Consider the following 20,689-nt stretch of genomic DNA (forward strand, 5'->3'; position numbering starts at 1 on the left):
GGCCGTTTCTCAAAAATAGACTACCGCTGTTGTTAACGCGTAATCGCGTACAGCGTGCCGTCTTTCGCCTGAATCAGCAGTTTGCCGTCAGCCACAACCGGATCGGTCAGGAAGCCTGAGCTGTCTACCTTCTGCTGAGCCACAAAGTGACCATCTTCCGGGTTGACCCAGTGCATATAGCCTTCGCTATCGCCAACCACCAGGTTGCCATTATACAGCACAGGCGCCGTCAGCAGACGGTGCAGCAGATCGCTTTGCGTCCACAGCGTCACGCCGCCGTCGGTGGTAAGCGCCAGCAGACGGTCGTTTTGATCAACCAGGTATATACGGTTGCCGTCGACGATGAAATCGTTCACTGAACCCAGCTCGCGTTTCCACATAATCTGGCCGCTGCGCAGATCCAGCGCCGTCAGGTTGCCGTTATAGGCCAGCGCATAAATCACGCCGTTCACGATAACCGGCGTCGTGTCGACGTCGTTAAGACGGTCGATTTCAGTCGGACCGGTGGCGGTAGAGATACGCTGTTGCCAAATCATCTGGCCCTGCTGCATCAGCACCGCGCTGACGCGACCGTTATCGCCGCCCACAATCGCTGCGCCGTACGCGGTAGCCGGAGCGGATTCGCCGCGCAGAGAGAGCGCTGGCATATCCAGGTTAACGGTCCATTTCACCGCGCCGTCAGCTTCGTTCAGCGCCTGCAGCTGACCGTTAGTAGTATGAATCAGCACCATACCGTCGCTGACGACCGGACGGGAAATCGCTTCACCCGCCACGCTCGCTTCCCATGCAACGGTACCGTCGCTGGTGTTCAGCGCGTAAACTTTCGCTTTTTCGCTACCGATATAAACATGGCCGCCGGAGACGGTCACGCCGCCGGAGAGCAGCGCAGGCGCGCGGGAGAACCAGCCGTCTTTCTCGGCCAGGTTAACCGACCACACCTCTTTGCCGTCGCCTGAATTCAGGGCTTTAACGGTGCCTTTACGATCGGCGGCATACACAACGCCATCAGCAAACGCCGGGTGCAGGTTAGAGTAGAATTCGCCAATACCGCCGCCAACGGAGGTGCTCCAGGACGTGGACGGCGTAAACTGGTTTTCCACCGTCGGCAGTGGCGACATTTTCACCACATCTTCTTCGCTGTTAAACAGCGAACAACCGCTCAATAAGGTAACGGAAAGCAGCCCTGGCAAAAGTAATTTACGCAATTGCATCGAGTCCCTCTCAGATGGACAAATTATTTATTTTCATACGCATCATTTCGCTGAGCGCCGGTGAAGCATCGCTTTTCGCGCCCGCTTCCCATGCCGCTTTCGCCCCTTGCTTATCGCCTTTGCTCAGCAGGATCTCGCCGCGCATGTCGGCGACAATCGCGGTCCAGCCTTCGCCTTTCACGGCATCCAGGGTTTTCAGCGCGGCATCAGGCTGCTTAAGCTGCAGCTGGACGCGAGCAAGACGCATATTGATAACCGATTTCAGGTTATCATCAGAAGCGGCTGCCAGCCCCTGCTGAAGCTGCTTTTCAGCGTTCTGCAGGTCGTTTTTATCGACAAACTGCTGCGCCAACTCAAGAGACGCAAACGCACCATAGGTGTTTTTGCTGTCGGCGGCAAATTTCTGCGCCGCGTTCAGCGCTTCTGGTTTATCCGATTTGAGCGCGGAAATCGCATTTTCATAAGCCAGAGACGAGCCCCTGGCGGTGTCCAGCTGATGGGAGGTCCAGTAGCGCCAGCCAACCAGCGCGCCAACGCCCAAAATCACCCCGACGGCCAGCGCCTTGCCATTTTCAGCAAAGAAACGCTTTAACGCATCGACCTGATCGTTTTCGTTATTGTAAAGTTCCACGCAGTCCTTCTCCTGACTAATGATTCCCGGGAGATTAACCCAGAAGTGTGCGCAAATGCGCGGCAACGCTATCCTGCGTTACGGTAGTTTGCTCACCTGAGCGTAAATCTTTCACTACCACGTTTCCGTCGGCGATTTCTGATTCGCCCAGCACCAGCGCAACGCGAGCGCCCCATTTATCAGCGCGCGCAAACTGCTTCTTAAAGTTGCCGCCGCCGTGGTTGGTCATCAGCTTAACGCCGGGTAACGCATCGCGTACCTGTTCAGCCAGGCGCATTGCTGCGGACTGGGTGTCAGTTCCGGAGGCTACCAGGTATATATCGACAACAGGATCGGCTTTAAATTCCGGATTCACTGCCTGAACCAGTAAAACAAGACGTTCCAGCCCCATCGCAAAGCCGACGCCAGGGGTTGCGCGACCGCCAAGCTGCTCAACCAGACCATCATAACGGCCCCCGGCGCAGACGGTGCCCTGAGAACCGAGGCTGGTGGTGACCCACTCAAACACGGTGCGGTTGTAATAGTCGAGACCGCGCACCAGACGCTGGTTCACGGTATAGCGGATACCGGCATCGTCCAGCAGCGCGCAAAGCCCGGCGAAGTGCGCTTTCGACTCTTCATCAAGATAGTCGCCCAGCGTCGGAGCGTCGTTCAGAAGCGCCTGTACATCCGGGTTTTTAGAATCCAGCACGCGCAGCGGGTTGGTGTACATGCGGCGTTTGCAGTCTTCATCCAGCTTATCTTTAAACTGCTCAAGATAGGCCACCAGCGCATCGCGATAGTTAGCGCGAGCCTCCAGCGAACCGATAGAGTTCAGCTCCAGCGCAACGTGGCCGGAGATGCCCAGCTCGCGCCACCAGCGGGCGGTCAGCATAATCAGCTCGGCATCGATATCCGGCCCCTGCAGGCCAAACGCTTCGGCGCCAATCTGGTGGAACTGACGGTAGCGCCCTTTTTGCGGACGTTCGTGGCGGAACATCGGCCCAATGTACCACAGGCGCTGTTCTTGATTGTACAGGAGACCATGTTCGATACCGGCGCGTACGCAGCCAGCCGTGCCTTCCGGACGCAGAGTCAGGCTATCGCCGTTACGGTCCTCAAAGGTGTACATCTCTTTTTCAACCACGTCGGTCACTTCGCCGATAGCGCGTTTGAATAACGGGGTCTGCTCTACAATCGGCAAACGGATTTCGCTGTAACCGTAGCTACCAAGCACCTGCTTCAGTGAGCCTTCAATGCGCTGCCAGAGAGCGGTTTCGCCCGGCAGATAATCGTTCATGCCACGGATGGCTTGAATGTTCTTTGCCACGTTTATTCTCTTTATATATACAAAAATGAACCCCGGCGCCTCGCGCCCGCAGGTTCAATCATACACGGGAAGCGTATCGCTTCCCAACACGTTATTTCGCTTCAACCTGCTGGATATCGATGCGACGCGCCTCATCCAGCATCGATGCTTTAGCGCGAATACGCGCTTCCAGCTGATCGATCATATCGTCGTTATCCAGCCTGTCTTTACGTACGCCGTCTTCGTACAGGCCGCTTTTCTTATTGCCGCCGGTTACGCCGAGGGTGGAAACCAGCGCCTCGCCGGGACCGTTTACCACGCAGCCAATGATCGAAATATCCATCGGCGTAATGATATCTTCCAGGCGCTGCTCCAGCGCGTTAACGGTACCGATAACGTCAAACTCCTGACGTGAACAGGTCGGGCAGGCAATAAAGTTGATCCCGCGAGAGCGAATACGCAGCGACTTGAGAATATCGAAGCCCACTTTGATCTCTTCAACGGGATCCGCCGCCAGAGAGACGCGCAGCGTATCGCCGATCCCTTCAGACAGCAGCAGGCCGAGGCCGATCGCGGACTTCACCGCGCCGCTGCGCGCGCCGCCCGCTTCGGTGATCCCGAGGTGCAGAGGCTGATCGATCTGTTTCGCCAACAGGCGATAGGATTCAACCGCGAGGAACACATCGGAGGCTTTTACGCTGACTTTAAACTGATCGAAGTTGAGACGATCGAGATGATCAACATGGCGCATTGCCGATTCCAGCAGCGCCTGCGGGGTCGGTTCGCCGTATTTTTCCTGGAGATCTTTTTCCAGAGAACCGGCGTTTACCCCGATACGGATAGGAATATTTTTATCGCGAGCGCAGTCCACCACCATGCGGATACGCTCTTCGTTGCCGATATTGCCCGGGTTAATACGCAGGCAATCAACGCCGTATTCCGCTACCTTCAGCGCAATGCGGTAATCGAAGTGGATATCGGCAACCAGCGGGACGTTAACCTGCTGTTTGATAAGTTTGAACGCTTCCGCCGCATCCATCGTCGGCACCGAAACGCGCACGATATCCGCGCCAACGCGCTCGAGGGCTTTAATTTGATTTACCGTCGCCGCCACATCGGTGGTGCGCGTGTTTGTCATCGACTGTACGGCGATGGGGGCGCCATCGCCAATCGGCACATTCCCAACGTAAATTCGTTTTGATTTTCTACGTTGAATCGGAGCCTGGTTATGCATGAAAAATCTCCCGCGTTACCCGTCTGTTACTGCGCCGGTGATTGTTCGGCATTAAGGGTCAGACGTGCAACCTGGTTAGTTCTGATAAAACGACTTAAATCGACAGGTTTACCCAAATACTGAATCTGTACCGCTGCCGGGGCGCCGATTTTCAGTTTATAAGGTGCCTGGCCGCTCAGGTTGAGGTTACCGCCTTTACGCTGCAAACCGCTGAACAGCTTTTTACCGGTCGCATCGCTCACTTCCAGCCAGCAGTCGGCGGTGAAGTTCAGCACCAGATCCTGCGCGGAGGCCGCCGCAGCGGTCACGTTTGCCTGATCGGTCGGTAACGGCGAAGTTGCCGCCGTATCAACGTTTGCCTGCGAAGGCGCGACCACGGCGTTATTCTCGACCGGAGCCGGGGCCGGTGCTGGAGTCGGCGCCGGAGAGGTCTCGACAGGCGCGCTATTGGCAGCGGTATCCGGTGCGGAATTCGCCGATTGATTATCCAGCGGGATGCTTTGGCTGTTGTTATCGCCAGAATTCAGTTCGGCGGAGGATTGATCGGCCATCGTGGAGATCTCATCCTGCTGCGCTTTGTGGTCCTGCCACCACCAGGCGCCGCTGAGGCCGATCACCACGAACAGCACCAGCCAGGTAAAGCTCATCAGCCAACCGTCGCGCTTTTTGCGACGTTTACCCAGCGAGAAGGTCTGCATGGGGGCAACTTTCGCCGCCCGAATCGGAGCCTGCTTGGCCATCATCGGCAGCAGCTCTTCTTCTGGAATGTGCACAAGGCGAGCATAAGAGCGGATATAGCCGCGCAGGAAGGTTGAAGCAAGATCGGCGGGTGCCTTATCGTCTTCAATATCACGAACCGTGGAAACCTTCAGGCATAAGCGTTCAGCCACCGCCTGCTGGCTGAGCCCGAGTTGTTCGCGGGCATTACGCAGACGCGCGCCCGTAGTGTTTGCTTCTTGATGGTCTTGAGTGGCTTCAGTATTCATTCGCTACAACTACTGGTACGTGAAATTTAAAATTCAGCGCCGGTTACCCCGCGCCGCGAGACATCTGCTCAACGTCAGACAAACAGTATAAGTCCGTATGACCTGGTATCACAGAGACTTATCAAAATTGAATGCTAAGCGGTTGTTGTACCGCTACATACTGCCTCAAAGTCGACAAAAACGCACCGTAATTATTAACCACAACAGCGTATTTCGCCCGGCTATTCCACAAATATGCAACGCACCGCCCAGGCTGTGCGCTGCATCATTTATGATCAGACCGCCTTCACGTCGATCGCTTCGCCCTGCATACGTTTACGCAGCGTACGCTTGGTACGGTCGATAACGTCGCCGGCCAGCTGACCGCAGGCTGCGTCGATATCGTCGCCGCGGGTTTTACGCACGATCGTGGTGAAACCATACTCCATTAACACCTTGGAGAAACGGTCGATACGGCTGTTGGAGCTACGGCCATACGGCGCGCCAGGGAAGGGGTTCCATGGGATCAGGTTGATCTTGCACGGCGTATCTTTCAGCAGCGCGGCCAGCTCATGCGCATGCTCGGTGCCGTCGTTGACGTGATCCAGCATGACGTATTCGATAGTGACGCGGCCCTGGTTGGCGTTGGACTTCGAAATATAGCCGCGCACCGAGTTCAGGAAGGTCTCGATGTTGTATTTCTTGTTGATCGGCACGATTTCGTCGCGAATGGTATCGTTCGGCGCGTGCAGAGAGATGGCCAGCGCGACGTCAATCATATCGCCAAGCTTATCAAGCGCTGGCACCACGCCGGAGGTGGAGAGCGTGACGCGACGCTTAGAAAGACCAAAGCCGAAGTCGTCAAGCATGATTTCCATGGCCGGAACCACGTTAGTCAGGTTCAGCAGCGGCTCGCCCATCCCCATCATCACTACGTTGGTAATCGGACGTACGCCGGTGGTCTTCACCGCGCCGACGATTTTCGCCGCGCGCCAGACCTGGCCGATAATTTCCGAAACCCGCAGGTTGCGGTTAAAACCCTGCTGGGCCGTAGAACAGAATTTACACTCCAGCGCGCAGCCCACCTGGGAAGAAACGCACAGGGTGGCGCGATCGTCTTCCGGGATGTACACGGTTTCGACGCGCTGATCGCCAACGGCAATCGCCCACTTGATGGTGCCGTCGCTCGAGCGCTGCTCTTCCACGACTTCCGGCGCGCGGATCTCCGCGACTTCCTTTAATTTTCCGCGCAGAACCTTGTTGATGTCGGTCATCTCATCAAAGTTATCGCAGCAGTAGTGATACATCCATTTCATCACCTGATCGGCGCGAAAAGGCTTTTCGCCCATGTTTTTGAAAAACTCGCGCAGCTGCTGACGGTTCAAATCCAGCAGGTTGATTTTGGCATCTTTGTTCGGCACCGTCAGAGCGGCGCTATCAGGCGTGACTATTTGTTCAGACATAATTGATTCCGGCCTCGTTATTACACGTTATGGCCCCTGGAGGGTTGAAAAAAGAAACGCCCCGGGAGCGACTGCTCATCCGGGGCGCTGTATTCTACAAATTCTGGCCCATCAATACCACGTTTGCACGCTGCAATGATGAAAAAATCTGTAACTGCCTGGCAGATCCTATAAGGATTTTCGATTGTCGCAAGGCGGCAAGCAAGTGAAGCCCCGGGAGCATAGATAACTATGTGACCGGGTGAACGCGCGCAGCCAATACCGCGACGGTCGAAAAGCCGACGAGGATTAGCGGGTGCGCGGACAAACCTCGCCTTCAGCAAAGAAAAACGCGATTTCGCGCGCGGCGGATTCAACAGAATCGGAACCGTGGGTGCCGTTCTCGGTGAAGCTGTCAGCGTAGTCTGCGCGCAGGGTACCCGCCAGCGCGTTCGCCGGGTTGGTTGCGCCCAGCAGGTCACGATGACGCTGAACCGCATTTTCGCCTTCCAGCACGGAAACCACGATCGGACCGGAAGTCATAAATTCAACCAGACCGTCAAAGAACGGGCGACCTTCGTGCTCAGCATAGAAGCCGCGAGCCTGCTCAACGGTCAGATGCAGCATTTTGGTGCCAACAATTTTGAACCCTGCAGCTTCAAAGCGAGAAAAGATGCCGCCAATAACGTTTTTTGCCACCGCGTTTGGTTTGATGATGGAAAAAGTACGTTCAATAGCCATGATAACCTCTTTATATATGTTGTTCTGTTTCGCAGATGAGACCGATAAATACGGCGCGAATTATAATCATCATCTAAGGCGGTTGCCTATGTGTTTAGGTAACATTTTTTTAAAAAAAAGCGACCTTAAACAACAAATCCGGCTAATTCAGGCAAGTTCTGTTTATTGCACGGTGAAGTTAGCGGCAACAATCTGCCCCGCCTCATCCATCACCACTAGCTGATAACTATCGGGGCGCTCAAGGTTAAGGATGGCGCTGGCGCCTTCCGCGGTCAGCGGTTCGCCGTTCAGAAACCACCAGCGCCGCCCTTCCCCGCCGGTCGTTTGCAGCGGCAGCATCACCTTCAGCTCGCCGGGCAGACGTTTAACCACCGCGCCTTCACGGATGCCGGATAGCACCAGCGGGGCGGCATCGACGGTTTGCACCGGCGGGCAGTCCGCCGAAACCGCCGGCAACCTGGCGCGACGCCGTTCGCCCGCGGGCAGCCAGGGTTCAAGCGGCAGCGGCCAGACGTCGAGGCTTTTCGCCACCGCGCCTGGGCAATCTGCCGCCACCCGCTCCCCTTTCTCATTCAGCCATACCGGAAAACGAATCCCGCGAATCCCCTCCTGACCAGGCAGCAGCAGGGTCGGCGGCTGGCTCTCGTCGAGCAGCCAGGTTGCCAACCGTCGGCGGCAGTTCGCGTCGCCCGCCGCTAAATTCTGCCCGCCGGGCCAGCACACGGTCCCGGCGCTGACCGACGACGGGCGAGGATCGGCCGGTAATCCGCCGCGGCTCATAGCCGGTCGCGCCAGCAGCAGATTATTGACCTGATTCAGCAGCGGCACCGCGCTGACGAAGCCAAACTGTCCGACGACCGGCGTGCCGTCGGGCCGTCCGGTCCAGATACCAATCAGATAGCGGGCATTCACGCCGATCGCCCAGGCGTCGCGATAGCCGTAGCTGGTGCCGGTTTTCCACGCCAGCGGCACCACCTTCACCAGCGACGCATCGGGCACCGGCTGCGCTTCGCCGGCCAGTATGCGCCGCACGATCCACGCGGCCCCCGGCGACAGCAGCGGCCTCTCAACCAGCGGCGAGTCCGGCGTGATGCGCAATTGTCCCGCCTTGCCGTGGCGGGCGAACGCGCTGTACGCCGCCACGATATCCGCCAGACGCGCGCCGGCGCCGCCGAGGATCAGCGATAAATTCGGCTCCGCGCCAGCGGGCAGCATCAGCGGCAATCCGGCATTGCGTAGCCTGGCGGCAAAACGCTTCGGTCCGTAGGCCTCCAGCACCTGCACTGCCGGAAGGTTCAGCGAGCGAACCAGCGCGTCGCTGGCGCTCACCGGCCCGTGAAACCCGCTGTCAAAGTTGCCCGGTCGGTAGTCGCTAAAGCGTCGCGGCACGTCCTGCAGTAATGAGGCCGGATGGATCAGCCCCTCATCCAGTGCCATACCATAGACAAACGGCTTCAGTACCGAGCCGGGGGAGCGGATCGCCGAGACCATATCAATATGACCAAAGCGGCTATCATCGCCAATATCCACCGATCCTACCCAGCCGCGCACCTTCATATTGGTATGGTCGACCACGATCATCGCTAAAGAACTGCGCGGCGGCAGGCGCGATTTCCAGTTCAGCGCCAGATCTTCCAGCTGCCGCTGTAGCCCGGCATCCAGCGTCGTGACCACCTTCTCTGCGCGGCTGCTCGCCAGCGCGCGGCGGGCAAAAAGCGGCGCCAGCTGCGGCATCTGCCGCGGAAACAGCCAGACGGGCTCTTCGAGAGCTTCTCCCACCGGCTGCGACGGCCACACGCCCTGGCTTTCCATTCGCAGCAGGACTTTATCGCGCGCTGCCTGCGCCCGCTCGGGCCAGCGGTCCGGACGTAAGCGGCTCGGCGCCTGCGGCAATACCGCCAGCAGCGCCGCTTCGCCGTAGCTTAGCTGCGCGGGGGGTTTACCCAGATAGGCCCAGCTGGCCGCGCCGATCCCCTGCAGCGTACCGCCGAACGGCGCGCGGTTGAGGTAGAGCGTGAGGATCTCGCTTTTTGACAGATGCCACTCCAGCTGCAGCGCTCGCCATAGCTGCCGCAGCTTGCCGCCAAAGGTGCGGGGATGAGGATCGAGCAGGCGCGCCACCTGCATGGTGAGGGTGCTGCCCCCGGAGATCACTCTGCCGGAAGTGAGATCCTGCCAGGCGGCGCGAGCGATCGAGAGCGGATTGACGCCGGGATGATCCCAGAACCAGCGATCTTCATAGTGGATCAGCGCCTGTAAATAGCGCGGCGAAACGTCGGCCAGCGTCACCGGATAGCGCCAGACGCCCTGCGCATCGGCAAAGCGCCACAGCGGCGTGCCGTCTTCCGCCACCACCACTCTGGCAGGCGTAACCTCATGCAGCGGCAGCGGCCATAGCCGATCGGCCGCCAGCAGCAATAGCCACAGCAAAAAAATAAACGCCGCCAGCCAGCGCCAGCGGCGTTTTATACGCTTCAATACCCGCATTTAGGGCGCAACGGTTAGCGGTCCGCTGGCCGCGCCGGTTGCCCGCCACTGCGGCACGTACATTGACTCGACCTGCGGCTGCGGTACCTGATAAGTGCCCGGCGTCACCGCGCGCGCCAGATAAACCAGCGTCACCGGCTGGCCTTCATTGATAGCCACCGCGGCGACGAAGCGATCGTCGCGAAACTCAATGTGCTGGATATCCGCCTGCTGCATCTGGTTAAGCAGATTCTGCACCGCTTCGCCATTTTCCTGCAGGCTGGCGCTGCTGTTAGCCAGATTCTGGTTTTCCAGCTCCAGCCCCGCCGGGAGTAAATCCACTACCAGCGCGTCCGGCACGTTGCGTTTGGCCGTGACTTCCAGCTTCACCAGCACCAGTTCGCCGCTGCGCAGCGAAGCGAGCGATTTCTGCTGGCCCTGGGTATCGAAAATTTGCCGCTCGATTCCCAGCACGTTGCCTCCCGGCTGCGGAGCGCTCTGCGGATATCCGCTGCTGTCGAGGCGAAGCCACAGCGCCTGCTGGCCGGTGTTGGTGACCTGCAGCGCCGCCAGCTGGTCGCCGGTCAGGTTGCGGGTTTGCGCTTTATCGCCGGAGAGCGGTTCGGCCTGCACGGAGGTTTGCGCCTGCCAGCTGCCGGGACGGTCCTGCAACGTACGCCCGGCCAGGAACAGAGCATTACTCTCCTGCGTCGAAAGCCAGCGCTGGCCGTATGCCTCTTCCGCCAGATTGCTGAGCAGCGTATTTTGCGCTTCCGGCAGCAGTTTATTCTCCTCCAGCAGCGCCAGCTTCAGCGCATCGTCGCGCAGCTCGCTGCCGTAATCGCCGAGCCAGCGTTCCGCATCCTGGCGCGGCGTGGCCATCGCCAGCTTCAGGGCCTCGTCGCCGCGCGGCGCATCGCCCATCAATTTCAACGCTACGCCCAACTGCAGCAGCGGCAGACCGGAACGCGCCTGGTCGTGACGACTCCAGATCTCGCGCAGCGCGCCGAGCGGTGCTTTCTGCTGCCGGGCCAGCACCAGCGCGGCATAGGCCTGAGCGGCAAAGCGGCTGGCCTGGGCATCATCGCTATAGCGGACGGTCATCAGCCCCGGCTCCTGTAAATAACGCAGCAGACGCTGGTTACCGCTGTTGACGGCGTTAGTCGGGACACTGTAGCCCTGCTCGCCCGCCCGGACGAGGAAGTCCATCGCGTAGGCCGTTAGCCAGTACTCCTCCGGACCCTCTTTATCCCACAGGGCGAAACCGCCATCATCGCGCTGCATCTGCAGCAGGCGAGAAATGCCGATATCCACCGCCGCGCGTCGTTTTTCATCGCTATCGCCGCTGATGCCCAATGCTTTAAGCTGGACGGCGTTGGTATAGAGCGACGGGAACAGCCCGCTGGTGGTCTGCTCCAGGCAACCATAGGGATAGGCTTTCAGGTCGCGAATATAGCGCGCCAGGTTCAGCGGCGGCTTGCCGCTGAACACCAGCTGTCCCTGCAGCGTCGCCGGCGAGAAGCCCTCACTTTGCGCCGCCGGAGCCTGCCAGCTTTCGCCTGGTTGCAGGACGGCGCCCGAATTGACAGTTTGCGCCGGGAAAGCCGGACGCACGCCGAGCTTCCACTGCTTCTGCATCGGCGTAAAGGTTTCACCCGGCAGGTTCAGGCCGCTGATGATGGCATTCACCTGACCATCGCCGAAACCTTCATGCGCGCGGACGGGTACAAACAGGGTGCTGCGCGCGCCGGGCGCCAGCTGCACCGGCGGTATTTCTCCCCCTTCAAGCTGCAGCAGACCGCTGGCGGCCAGCGCAACGTTGAGGGTTTGCGGCTTATCGGTCAGGTTACTGAGATCCAGCGCCAGACGAGTGGTATCCCCGCTGGCGAGGAATCGCGGCATGTTCAGCTCGGCAATGACCGGCGCAGCCACGATCGTTTTCCCTTCGCTGCTGCCAAAATCGTCAGCGGTCCACGCCTGGGCCATCACCCGCAGTTCGCCGTTAAAGTCGCCAATCGGCAGAGTCACCGTCCCTTCGCCTTTCTCATCCAGCACCACCGGCTGCGCCTGCTGGGCGATAATCGTCACGTGGTTAACCGGCGGTTTGCCGCCGCGCTTAAGTTCATCACCGTCGCCGCCGAAGCGCAGGCTGGCGAGTCTCCCCTGCCCCTCAATCACCTGACCATAGATATCGTAAATATCGGCCCCGTAGCGTTTCTGGCCGAAGAAAGCGTTCCACGGGTCCGGCGTCGCGTAGTCGGTAATATTCAGTACCCCGCTATCCACGGCGGAGAGCAGAACGTTAACCTGTTTCGGCATCTCGCCTTCTTTGACGCTGGCCTTAACCTTCACCGTCAGCGGCTGGTTCGGGCGCATTTTAGCCGGCGCCTCCAGCGCCAGATTCAGACGACGGTTTTCGTCGCCGAGCGGCAGGTGCAGCAGGCCCACCGCCCGTTTTGGCGTCGCGGAGCGGGATTTATCCCCCTGACGAATAACCAGCGCGCTGAGGTACAGGTCGTGACGATTCCACGCTTTATCCACCGGGATCGATAAGTCCATCCCTTCCGCCGGGACGTCAATCTCCTGCCACCATAGCGGCCCTTCGCTTGATTCCACCAGCGCATAGCCTTTACCGGCTGCCGGCGCGGCGATATGAAGCTTGATGGTATCGCCCGGTTTATAGGCCGGTTTATCCAGCTTCATGGTGACGCGGTCCGGACGCGCCGCCCCCTGGCCGTCGCTGTTATCCTGCCAGCTGTATCCGGCCCAGAAGCGCACGCTGCTGACCACATCATCTGGCCCTTTGACTTCCAGGCGATAAGAACCCCACTCGACCGGGAAGCTCACTTTCGCCGTTTGTCCGGCTGAAATATCCAGCGACTCCTCGCCTTCCTGAAGATCTTTTTGATCGAACTGCGACTGCCAGCCTTCGCTATCGGACCAGTTCCAGTAGTAGTCGCGGCGTTCGCGAATTAACCGCACCTGTAGCCCGGAGACCGCCTTCTTCTCACCTTTCGCATCGGCATACACAATCTCAAACGCGGCGGCGCCGTTTTCATCCACCACCGGCTGCTTGACGGTGCTGTCGGTGCGATAGTCATAAACCTCTTTCAGGGCAAATTCTGGCCGGATACCCGGTAGCGTATCGGCAGGCCAGATTGGCTGTCTGACGGTGCGCGTGACCGGACGTCCGCCGGACTCCAGCAGGCTGGCCTGCAGGATCACCTGCAGCGGAGAGCGGCTCTCCTGCCACTGGCTGGCGGCGGTGACTTCTGCATGGCCCCGAACGTCCAGCGTGGTCTGTACTTCATCCAGGCTGCGGGAAAGGTTCTCTTCGGCAATGTCGCCAAACTGGAAGCCCGGCAGCGCGGGCACGGCGTCGCGCAGCGGACGCAGGAACAGTTTGCCCTGCAGCGAGTTGCCGCTGGCCGGCGCGCCGTACAGATAAGCACCGGTCACCGCAAAGCTAACATCCGCAGCCGGAGAGACGGGCGCATTTTGCGGCGTGAGATTTAGCGCCATACGCTCAGGCATAAAATCTTCGACGTGAAAATCCCACTCGCGCGGCTGGTTGTCGCCGGTGCTGGCGCGAATGTGCCACATCCCGGTCGCCGCGCCGCTATCTAGGGGATAAGTAAACTGGTACAGGCCGTTAACCGGTTTGCTGACCGTCGAACGAATGACCTGGCCGTTCGGCTGCACCACTTCCAGCTTCACCGGCTGCTCGGGGAGCGGTTTACCGTCGCTATCGCGCAGTAAAGCGTTGAGGATCACCGTTTCGCCCGGACGATAGAGATCCCGCGGACCAAACATAAATAGCTGCTTGCTGAACCCCGGCGCGCCGGCAATGGAAAATTCAGCCAGGTCCAGCGCCGGGAGTTTGAGATCCAGCAGGGTGGTTTGCCCGTCCTTACGCGCCAGCAGCAGCGCCGCTTCTTTGTCCGTTTGCAGCGTCACATGGCCCTGGCCGTCGCTCTTCGCCTGCGCCAGCGTCTGCCCTTTGGCGTTCAAGAGCTGAACATCGATATCGGACTGCGCCGCGCCGTTTTCCAGACTTTGGGTAAAGACATCCAGCCGGTTGTGGTAACGGTGCGCGGATACGCCGATATCGCTGAGGGTGAACAGCGTCGCGGCGTTGCTGTAGCTGTAGCGGCCCGCCTGGTTCATCACCGCGATATACACGCCCGGCTCCTGCAGCGGTTTGATATCCGCCAGCGGCAGCAGCATTTTTTCACGCGTATTACGCGCGGGGTTGAGGTCAAAACGGCCGGTATAGACCAGATCGGCCATCTTCAGCAGCTCGTCCGACTCCCAATTGCTCAATGAATTACGGTATTCCCATTGGCTGACGAAGGCCGAAAGTGATTCCGGTTTAATACGGAAAAAATTGACGTCGACGTTATCGACATTCAGCGCCATCACCGGCAATCCGGCCACTACTTTCCCCGGCAGCAGCGAGCCGCGGCTGGCAAAGCCGATGCTCGGGGCAATATCGCGGGTGGTAATGGTTTTTTCAAAGCTGCTGTCAAAGGTCGCTTTATTCAGCGCCGCCAGGGTTGGATCTACCGATACAATCAGCTCGCGTTTTGGCTCAAGATGGCGAAGCCGCAGCTCTTTCAGGTTAGGCGCCAGCTCCCAGGCCCCATCAACTTTGCCGCTTTTTTTATCGACCAGATGTACGCTACGGGAGAAATCCTGGTCCGGCTGCAGAGGGATTGAGAAGGTCAGCACCATCGTCGACGCGCCGTCGAGCTGTACTTCCGAGGCATCCAGCAGCGTTAGCGCTTTGCCTTTGCTTTTTTCCGCCAGCGCCGCCAGCTGGCTGGCATCCGGCTTCGCGCTAGCTTTATCCGTCGCCGCAGACGCCGCGGGCGCAGCTGCCTGCGGTTTGCCGCTGTCGTCGCAGCCGGTCAACGATAGCGCGGTGAGCAGCGCCAGAGATAGTGCCGCCAAACGAAATGGTTTCATCCTTCTAACCCCTCGGCCCGCAGGCCGGATACATTAAGTGAACACATTATTATGCGTTAACAATATCATTACCAACAGCGACGAGAATAGAATCAAACTCCCGAGAGTGAATCATCCGTGATACGGTCGCCACTCTGGGATCCATAACTTGTCACTCTCCCGGAAAACGTCGACAATTCACTCTTGAACAATAAAAAAGGAGACGCCGATGTCTACCTCGTTTTTTGTCGCTGCCGACTGGCTGGCGGAACATATTGATGACCCGGAAATCCAGATTATTGACGCCCGTATGGCTCCGCCGGGACAGGAACAGCGCGATCTTAACGCTGAGTATCAGGCGGGCCATATTCCCGGCGCCGTTTTTTTCGATATCGAAGCCCTCTCCGACCATACCAGCCCGCTGCCGCACATGATGCCGCGCGCGGAGGCGTTTGCCGTCGCCATGCGCGAACTGGGCGTCAGCAGCGATAAGCATCTGGTGGTATACGATGAAGGCAATCTCTTCTCCGCGCCGCGCGCCTGGTGGATGCTGCGCACCTTCGGCGTTGAAAAAGTGTCTATTGTTGCCGGCGGCCTCGAAGGCTGGCGTCGCGATGAGCTGCCGCTGGAGCAGGGCCTCCCTGAACTGCCGGAAGGTGATTTTGACGCTCGTCTCGATCCGCAGGCGATCAAGCGTCTGACCGATGTGCTGCTGGTCAGCCATGAAGGATCGGCGCAGATCGTCGATGCTCGCCCGGCCGGGCGTTTTAATGGTCAGGTGGCCGAGCCGCGCCCGGGTTTGCGCAGCGGGCATATTCCCGGCGCGCTAAACGTCCCCTGGAGCGAACTGGTGATTAACGGCGAACTCAAAACCACCGATGAACTGAACGAGATTTTCGCTCGCCAGGGCGTCGACTTTGAGCAGCCGATTATTGCCAGCTGCGGATCCGGCGTGACGGCGGCGGTCGTGGTGCTGGCGCTAACCACGCTGGGCGTTAACGGTGTCAGCCTGTATGACGGCTCATGGAGCGAATGGGGCGCGCGGACGGATTTGCCGATTGAACCGGCGCAGTAGACAAAGCAACGGGGGCGTAAGCCCCCGTTCGGTTAGATAATGCGATTGTGCTTAAAGTCACGCAGGAAGCTGCCCCAGCGTTTTTCATAGAACGGCGTAATGTGGGCAATCATAAAGTGGCTAATCCCCTTTTCACCCTCCACCACCTGGCAGATATCAATCGGCTCGTCGCCGGGAAGCGTATCGGTCGCAACGCTGCCGGTGGCCTGAATCACCGCCTCAATATCGCCTTCCGCTTCAATACCAATCAGCAGGTTGGCCGGGGCATCGGCGCTGTCTTTAATAGAGCATAAAAACGCGCGCTTCACCGTTTTCAGCGTCTTGAACAGCGTGGTCAGCGAGTCCACCATCTGCGCGGGCGGTTCGGCAACCTCAGACAGCAGCAGCGACTCGCCGCCCTCAAGCACGGTCTGGGTACTGAGCGGGCTGCCCTCTTCCCCCAGCAGATGGCTAATTTCTCGCGGCGCAAACTCTTTGCCAGTAGGGAGTTTGGCATTGAGATAGAGCGTTTCGCCCAGGGTCATCGCGAACAGCGTGCGCACCGGCATCACCACGAAAGACTGTTCGTCCTCAACGGCCTGCTGCAGCGCTTCCAGCGAGGTGAAAAAAGGAATAACCGATGTGCCATCATCTTTTTCCCAGTGCAGCAGGTCCAGTACGCTATCTTCCACAACCTGCTCGCCCTGAGCGGCGGCTCCCGGCACCCAAACGGTGGCTTCGAGCAAAGTACGGAAAAACGCCGGACGGTGGCCTGGCTCGGTCGCCGCCTTCTCCAGCAGGGTTTCTAGCTCATTTTTAGTTTCGGACATAGTTTCGCTACTTCAAAATCGCCCGGCGGCGCTGCGCTCGCACGGGCCCACGAGTTTTGTCGGTCGGGTAAGCGCAGCGCCACCCGGCAAAATCCATTACTCTGCCGTCAGCAGGTTGGCAATGGTGCGCACACCGAGGCCGGTCGCGCCCGCCGACCACTGCTCAACGGCAGATTTACGGTAGGTCGCCGAACAGTCGATATGCAGCCAGCCCTGGTGATAGTTCTCCACGAAGTGGGACAGGAAGCCCGCTGCGGTGCTGGCGCCCGCCGGATAGGCCGCGCTGCCGGTATTGTTCAGCTCGGCGAAGTTCGACGGCAGCTGGCCGCGGTGGAACTCAGCCAGCGGCAGACGCCAGAAGGCCTCGTTTTCAGCCTGCGCGCTCGCCAGCAGGCGATTCGCCAGACCATCGTCAAAGCTGAACAGCGCGTGATAATCATTACCCAGCGCGGTTTTCGCGGCGCCGGTCAGCGTGGCGGCATCAATAATCAGCTCAGGCTTTTGCGCAGAAGCATCGATCAGGCCATCAGCCAGCACCAGGCGACCTTCCGCATCGGTATTCATGATTTCCACGGTTTTACCGTTGCGATAGTGAATAATATCGCCAAGTTTAAAGGCGTTGCCGCTAATCAGGTTATCGGCGCAGCACAGATACAGCTTCACGCGCTTATTGAGGCCGCGAGTGATGGCAAACGCCAGCGCGCCGGTCACCGTTGCCGCGCCGCCCATGTCGGACTTCATCGAGTCCATAAAGGCGCTCTGCTTGATGCTGTATCCGCCGGAGTCAAAGGTGATGCCTTTACCGACCAGGCAGGCGTACACCGGGGCTTCTTTATCGCCGGTTGGGTTATAGTCCAGCGCCAGCAGGACCGCCGGGCGCTCGGAGCCGCGACCGACCGTGTGCAGGCCCAGGTAGTTCTGCTCGCGCAGGTCTTCACCCTTGGTGATACGATAAGAGACGTTATCGCAGGCCACGCTGCACAGCAGGTCTACCGCACGCTGCGCCAGCTGTTCCGGCCCCAGCTCTTCCGCCGGGGCGTTAATGGTGTCACGGACCCAGTCAATAATGGTCAAGCGGTTATCCAGTTCGCTTTTCTGCGCATCGTCGAGGGCCGGCCACTCCACTTTGCGGCTGCCTTTCGGCCCCTTATAACCCGCCCAGAACGCCCATGCGCGGTCGGTGTCCCAGCCTTCGCCATCAAGCGCAACGTGTTTGATGCCCATGCCGTCAATTTTCCGCGCCGCGCGCTGAATCAAGCCCAGGTCGTCTTTGCCGTTCAGGTGCAGGGCGATGCCGTCGTTATTAATGCTGTAAGACGCTTTTTCTCCCCAGCGCGCATCGGCTGGCTGAGCGGTAAGCGTAATTTTCATAGCTTCGGTCATTATCATTATCCTTCTTAGCAAACGGGCCGCCGTATGGCAGCCCGTAAAGTTCTTTCGCCCGTTGATTTATCCGGCTTATAACCACCGGGTAAATCATAACGCGAAAATTATTCGGCTTCGTCTAACCAGACTAGCAGAATCGCCTCAAGAATTTTTTCATTGGATGCGTTTGGATCGTCATCAAACTCTTCCAGGTCGCATATCCACTGATGCAGATCGGTGAAGCGAACGGTTTTCGGGTCGAGATCCGGGAAGGCGTCGTACAGCGCTTCGCCGATTTCGCGACTATCGGTCCATTTCAGTCCCATATTAATGCTCGCGTGCGTGGTTGATGGTGTAACGCGGAATTTCGATGACCAAATCTTCGTCAGTCACCCGCGCCTGGCAGCTCAAACGGCTGTCGGGCTCAAGCCCCCAGGCCTTATCCAGCATGTCGTCTTCATCTTCGGTACTTTCCGCCAGCGAGTCAAAGCCTTCACGCACAATGCAGTGGCAGGTGGTGCAGGCACAGGATTTTTCGCAGGCGTGTTCAATCTCAATACCGCTACGCAGCGCAGCATCAAGAATGGTCTCACCGGTCTCAGCTTCCACAACTACGCCATCCGGACACAGGTCCTGGTGGGGCAGAAAAACAATTTTTGGCATTTTAAACCTCGTCCACGGATTGGCCTTTCAGCGCGATACGGACCGATTGGTCCATACGACGTGCGGCGAATTCCTGGGTTTGTGTGTCGATATTTTTAATCGCTTCTTTGATTGCATCGGCATCATCGCCTGCCGCAGCGGCGCGCACTTGCTCCGCGGCGTCATCGATAGCCTGACGCTCTGCGGCGCTTAACAGCGCGGCGTCGGCGGCCAGCGCGCTGACCAGACTTTCCAGTACGCGCGCGGCTTCAACTTTTTGCTCGGCCAGCATGCGCGCCTGGACGTCCTGTTCGGCGTAGCTCATCGAATCTTTAATCATGCTGGCGATCTCGCCATCGGTCAGACCGTAGGACGGTTTCACCTGGATAGAGGCCTCGACGCCGGTCGATTTCTCCATCGCCGTCACGCTCAGCAGGCCGTCGGCATCCACCTGGAAGGTGACGCGAATATGCGCCCCGCCCGCCGGCAATGCCGGAATGCCGCGCAGCGCAAAACGCGCCAGGGAGCGACAGTCCTGCACCAGCTCGCGCTCGCCCTGCATGACGTGGATAGACATCGCCGTCTGACCATCTTTGAAAGTGGTGAACTCCTGCGCGCGCGCCACCGGAATGGTGGTGTTGCGCGGGATAACCTTCTCTACCAGACCGCCCATGGTTTCCAGCCCCAGGGAGAGCGGGATCACATCGAGCAGCAGCAGTTCGCTGTCCGGCTTGTTGCCCACCAGAATATCCGCCTGAATCGCCGCCCCGATGGCGACGACTTTATCCGGGTCGATAGAGGTCAGCGGCGTACGGCCAAAGAATTCGCCGACGCGCTCGCGCACCAGCGGCACGCGGGTCGAGCCGCCCACCATCACCACTTCCAGCACCTCTTGCGCCTCAACGCCGGCGTCTTTCAGCGCGCGACGGCAGGCCAGCAGAGTGCGTTTGACCAGCGGCGCGATCAGATCGTTAAACTGGCTGCGGGTGATTTCCCCCTGCCAGCCGCCGACATTCACCCGCGCCGTCTCGGCATCGCTGAGGGCGATTTTCGCCGCGATCGCCGCATCGAGCAGCTCGCGCTGCAGGCGGTTGTCGCTGCGATCGCTCAGGCCAGCCTGCTCGCGCAGATAATCGGCCAGCAGGTGGTCGAAATCGTCGCCGCCGAGCGCGGAATCGCCGCCGGTAGCCAGGACTTCAAACACGCCGCGGCTTAAGCGCAGCACGGAGATATCAAAGGTGCCGCCGCCGAGATCGTAAACCGCGATGACCCCTTCCTGACCGGAGTCCAGGCCGTAAGCAATCGCCGCCGCGGTGGGTTCGTTCAGCAGACGCAGCACGTGCAGGCCCGCCAGACGCGCCGCGTCTTTGGTTCCCTGACGCTGAGCATCATCGAAGTAGGCCGGCACGGTAATCACCACCCCGTCGAGCTCGCCCGCCAGCGCTTCGGTAGCGCGCTCGGCCAGCGCCTTGAGGATATCGGCAGAAACGCGAATCGGGTTGAGCAGACCGCCTGGCGTCTGAATCATCGGCAGGCCGTTTTCGCTTGCCTGCAGCTGATAAGGCAGATGCGGGTAGCGGGCCTCGATATCGGCCAGAGAACGCCCCATCATGCGCTTGACCGAGCTGATGGTATTGACCGGATCCTGAGCGGCGTTTTGCCGCGCGTCATAGCCCACCGTCAAACCCGAAGCCTGATAGTTCACCACCGACGGCAGCAAATAGCGCCCTTGACGGTCGGGCAGAGTTTCGGCCTGGCCGCTACGCACGGTAGCCACCAGTGAATTGGTGGTGCCCAGGTCGATACCCGCCGCCAGACGTCGCTGGTGCGGCGCGGCGCTCAGTCCGGGCTCACTAATTTGTAATAAGGCCAT

Annotated in this window: 15 protein-coding genes; 1 reads left to right on the plus strand and 14 read right to left on the minus strand. The window is 59.3% G+C overall.

From position 1 onward, the window contains the following. Positions 1 to 32: 32 nt before the first annotated feature. The 9 genes from bamB to CMQ96_RS21655 form a co-directional block, all read right to left on the minus strand. Positions 33 to 1,211, minus strand: coding sequence for an outer membrane protein assembly factor BamB (bamB, locus tag CMQ96_RS21615; protein WP_004104478.1), 1,179 nt, complete (start codon positions 1,209 to 1,211; stop codon positions 33 to 35). Between the two features lie 10 nt (positions 1,212 to 1,221). Beyond that, the gene (locus CMQ96_RS21620) at positions 1,222 to 1,842 is read right to left on the minus strand and encodes a YfgM family protein (protein WP_098067313.1); all 621 of its coding nucleotides are present in this window, start codon (positions 1,840 to 1,842) and stop codon (positions 1,222 to 1,224) included. A gap of 34 nt (positions 1,843 to 1,876) precedes the next feature. After that, positions 1,877 to 3,151 carry a histidine--tRNA ligase gene (gene hisS, locus CMQ96_RS21625; protein WP_049100569.1) on the minus strand — a complete coding sequence of 425 codons (1,275 nt, stop codon included), beginning with the start codon at positions 3,149 to 3,151 and terminating at the stop codon, positions 1,877 to 1,879. A 91-nt stretch (positions 3,152 to 3,242) separates the two neighbouring features. After that, the gene (gene ispG, locus CMQ96_RS21630; protein ID WP_004136451.1) at positions 3,243 to 4,364 is read right to left on the minus strand and encodes a flavodoxin-dependent (E)-4-hydroxy-3-methylbut-2-enyl-diphosphate synthase; all 1,122 of its coding nucleotides are present in this window, start codon (positions 4,362 to 4,364) and stop codon (positions 3,243 to 3,245) included. Between the two features lie 26 nt (positions 4,365 to 4,390). After that, a complete protein-coding gene (rodZ, locus tag CMQ96_RS21635) occupies positions 4,391 to 5,350 on the minus strand; it encodes a cytoskeleton protein RodZ (protein ID WP_049088335.1) in 960 nt (319 codons plus the stop codon). Between the two features lie 275 nt (positions 5,351 to 5,625). After that, positions 5,626 to 6,792: a bifunctional tRNA (adenosine(37)-C2)-methyltransferase TrmG/ribosomal RNA large subunit methyltransferase RlmN gene (locus CMQ96_RS21640; protein ID WP_004123586.1), complete on the minus strand. Its 1,167-nt coding sequence runs from the start codon at positions 6,790 to 6,792 to the stop codon at positions 5,626 to 5,628. A 288-nt stretch (positions 6,793 to 7,080) separates the two neighbouring features. Next, complete coding sequence (gene ndk, locus CMQ96_RS21645; RefSeq protein WP_004114414.1) at positions 7,081 to 7,512, minus strand: nucleoside-diphosphate kinase; 432 nt, start codon at positions 7,510 to 7,512, stop codon at positions 7,081 to 7,083. A gap of 162 nt (positions 7,513 to 7,674) precedes the next feature. Then, positions 7,675 to 9,999 carry a peptidoglycan glycosyltransferase PbpC gene (gene pbpC / locus CMQ96_RS21650; RefSeq protein ID WP_049133075.1) on the minus strand — a complete coding sequence of 775 codons (2,325 nt, stop codon included), beginning with the start codon at positions 9,997 to 9,999 and terminating at the stop codon, positions 7,675 to 7,677. Continuing rightward, a complete protein-coding gene (locus tag CMQ96_RS21655) occupies positions 10,000 to 14,946 on the minus strand; it encodes an alpha-2-macroglobulin (RefSeq protein ID WP_098067314.1) in 4,947 nt (1,648 codons plus the stop codon). Positions 14,947 to 15,154: 208 nt separating this feature from the next. Here CMQ96_RS21655 and sseA point away from each other — a divergent pair, with 208 nt between their 5' ends. After that, positions 15,155 to 16,000 carry a 3-mercaptopyruvate sulfurtransferase gene (gene sseA, locus CMQ96_RS21660; RefSeq protein ID WP_024359354.1) on the plus strand — a complete coding sequence of 282 codons (846 nt, stop codon included), beginning with the start codon at positions 15,155 to 15,157 and terminating at the stop codon, positions 15,998 to 16,000. 32 nt (positions 16,001 to 16,032) lie between these two features. On the opposite strand, the gene sseB is transcribed toward sseA, so the two are convergent. From sseB to hscA, 5 genes are all read right to left on the minus strand, one after another. Further along, on the minus strand, positions 16,033 to 16,809 hold the full coding sequence (gene sseB, locus CMQ96_RS21665) for an enhanced serine sensitivity protein SseB (protein ID WP_004136447.1): 777 nt from the start codon (positions 16,807 to 16,809) through the stop codon (positions 16,033 to 16,035). 96 nt (positions 16,810 to 16,905) lie between these two features. Beyond that, positions 16,906 to 18,192, minus strand: coding sequence for an aminopeptidase PepB (gene pepB / locus CMQ96_RS21670; protein ID WP_098067315.1), 1,287 nt, complete (start codon positions 18,190 to 18,192; stop codon positions 16,906 to 16,908). Between the two features lie 107 nt (positions 18,193 to 18,299). Next, entirely contained in the window at positions 18,300 to 18,500 is a 201-nt protein-coding gene (iscX, locus tag CMQ96_RS21675) for a Fe-S cluster assembly protein IscX (protein ID WP_004104502.1), read from the minus strand. Position 18,501: 1 nt separating this feature from the next. Then, positions 18,502 to 18,837, minus strand: a complete 336-nt coding sequence (fdx, locus tag CMQ96_RS21680) for an ISC system 2Fe-2S type ferredoxin (RefSeq protein ID WP_004104503.1) — start codon at positions 18,835 to 18,837, stop codon at positions 18,502 to 18,504. A 1-nt stretch (position 18,838) separates the two neighbouring features. Beyond that, a complete protein-coding gene (hscA, locus tag CMQ96_RS21685; protein ID WP_049100577.1) occupies positions 18,839 to 20,689 on the minus strand; it encodes a Fe-S protein assembly chaperone HscA in 1,851 nt (616 codons plus the stop codon).

It is taken from the genome of Klebsiella sp. MBT K-1 (genome assembly GCF_002556465.1).
GTDB classification, from domain to species: domain Bacteria; phylum Pseudomonadota; class Gammaproteobacteria; order Enterobacterales; family Enterobacteriaceae; genus Klebsiella; species Klebsiella grimontii.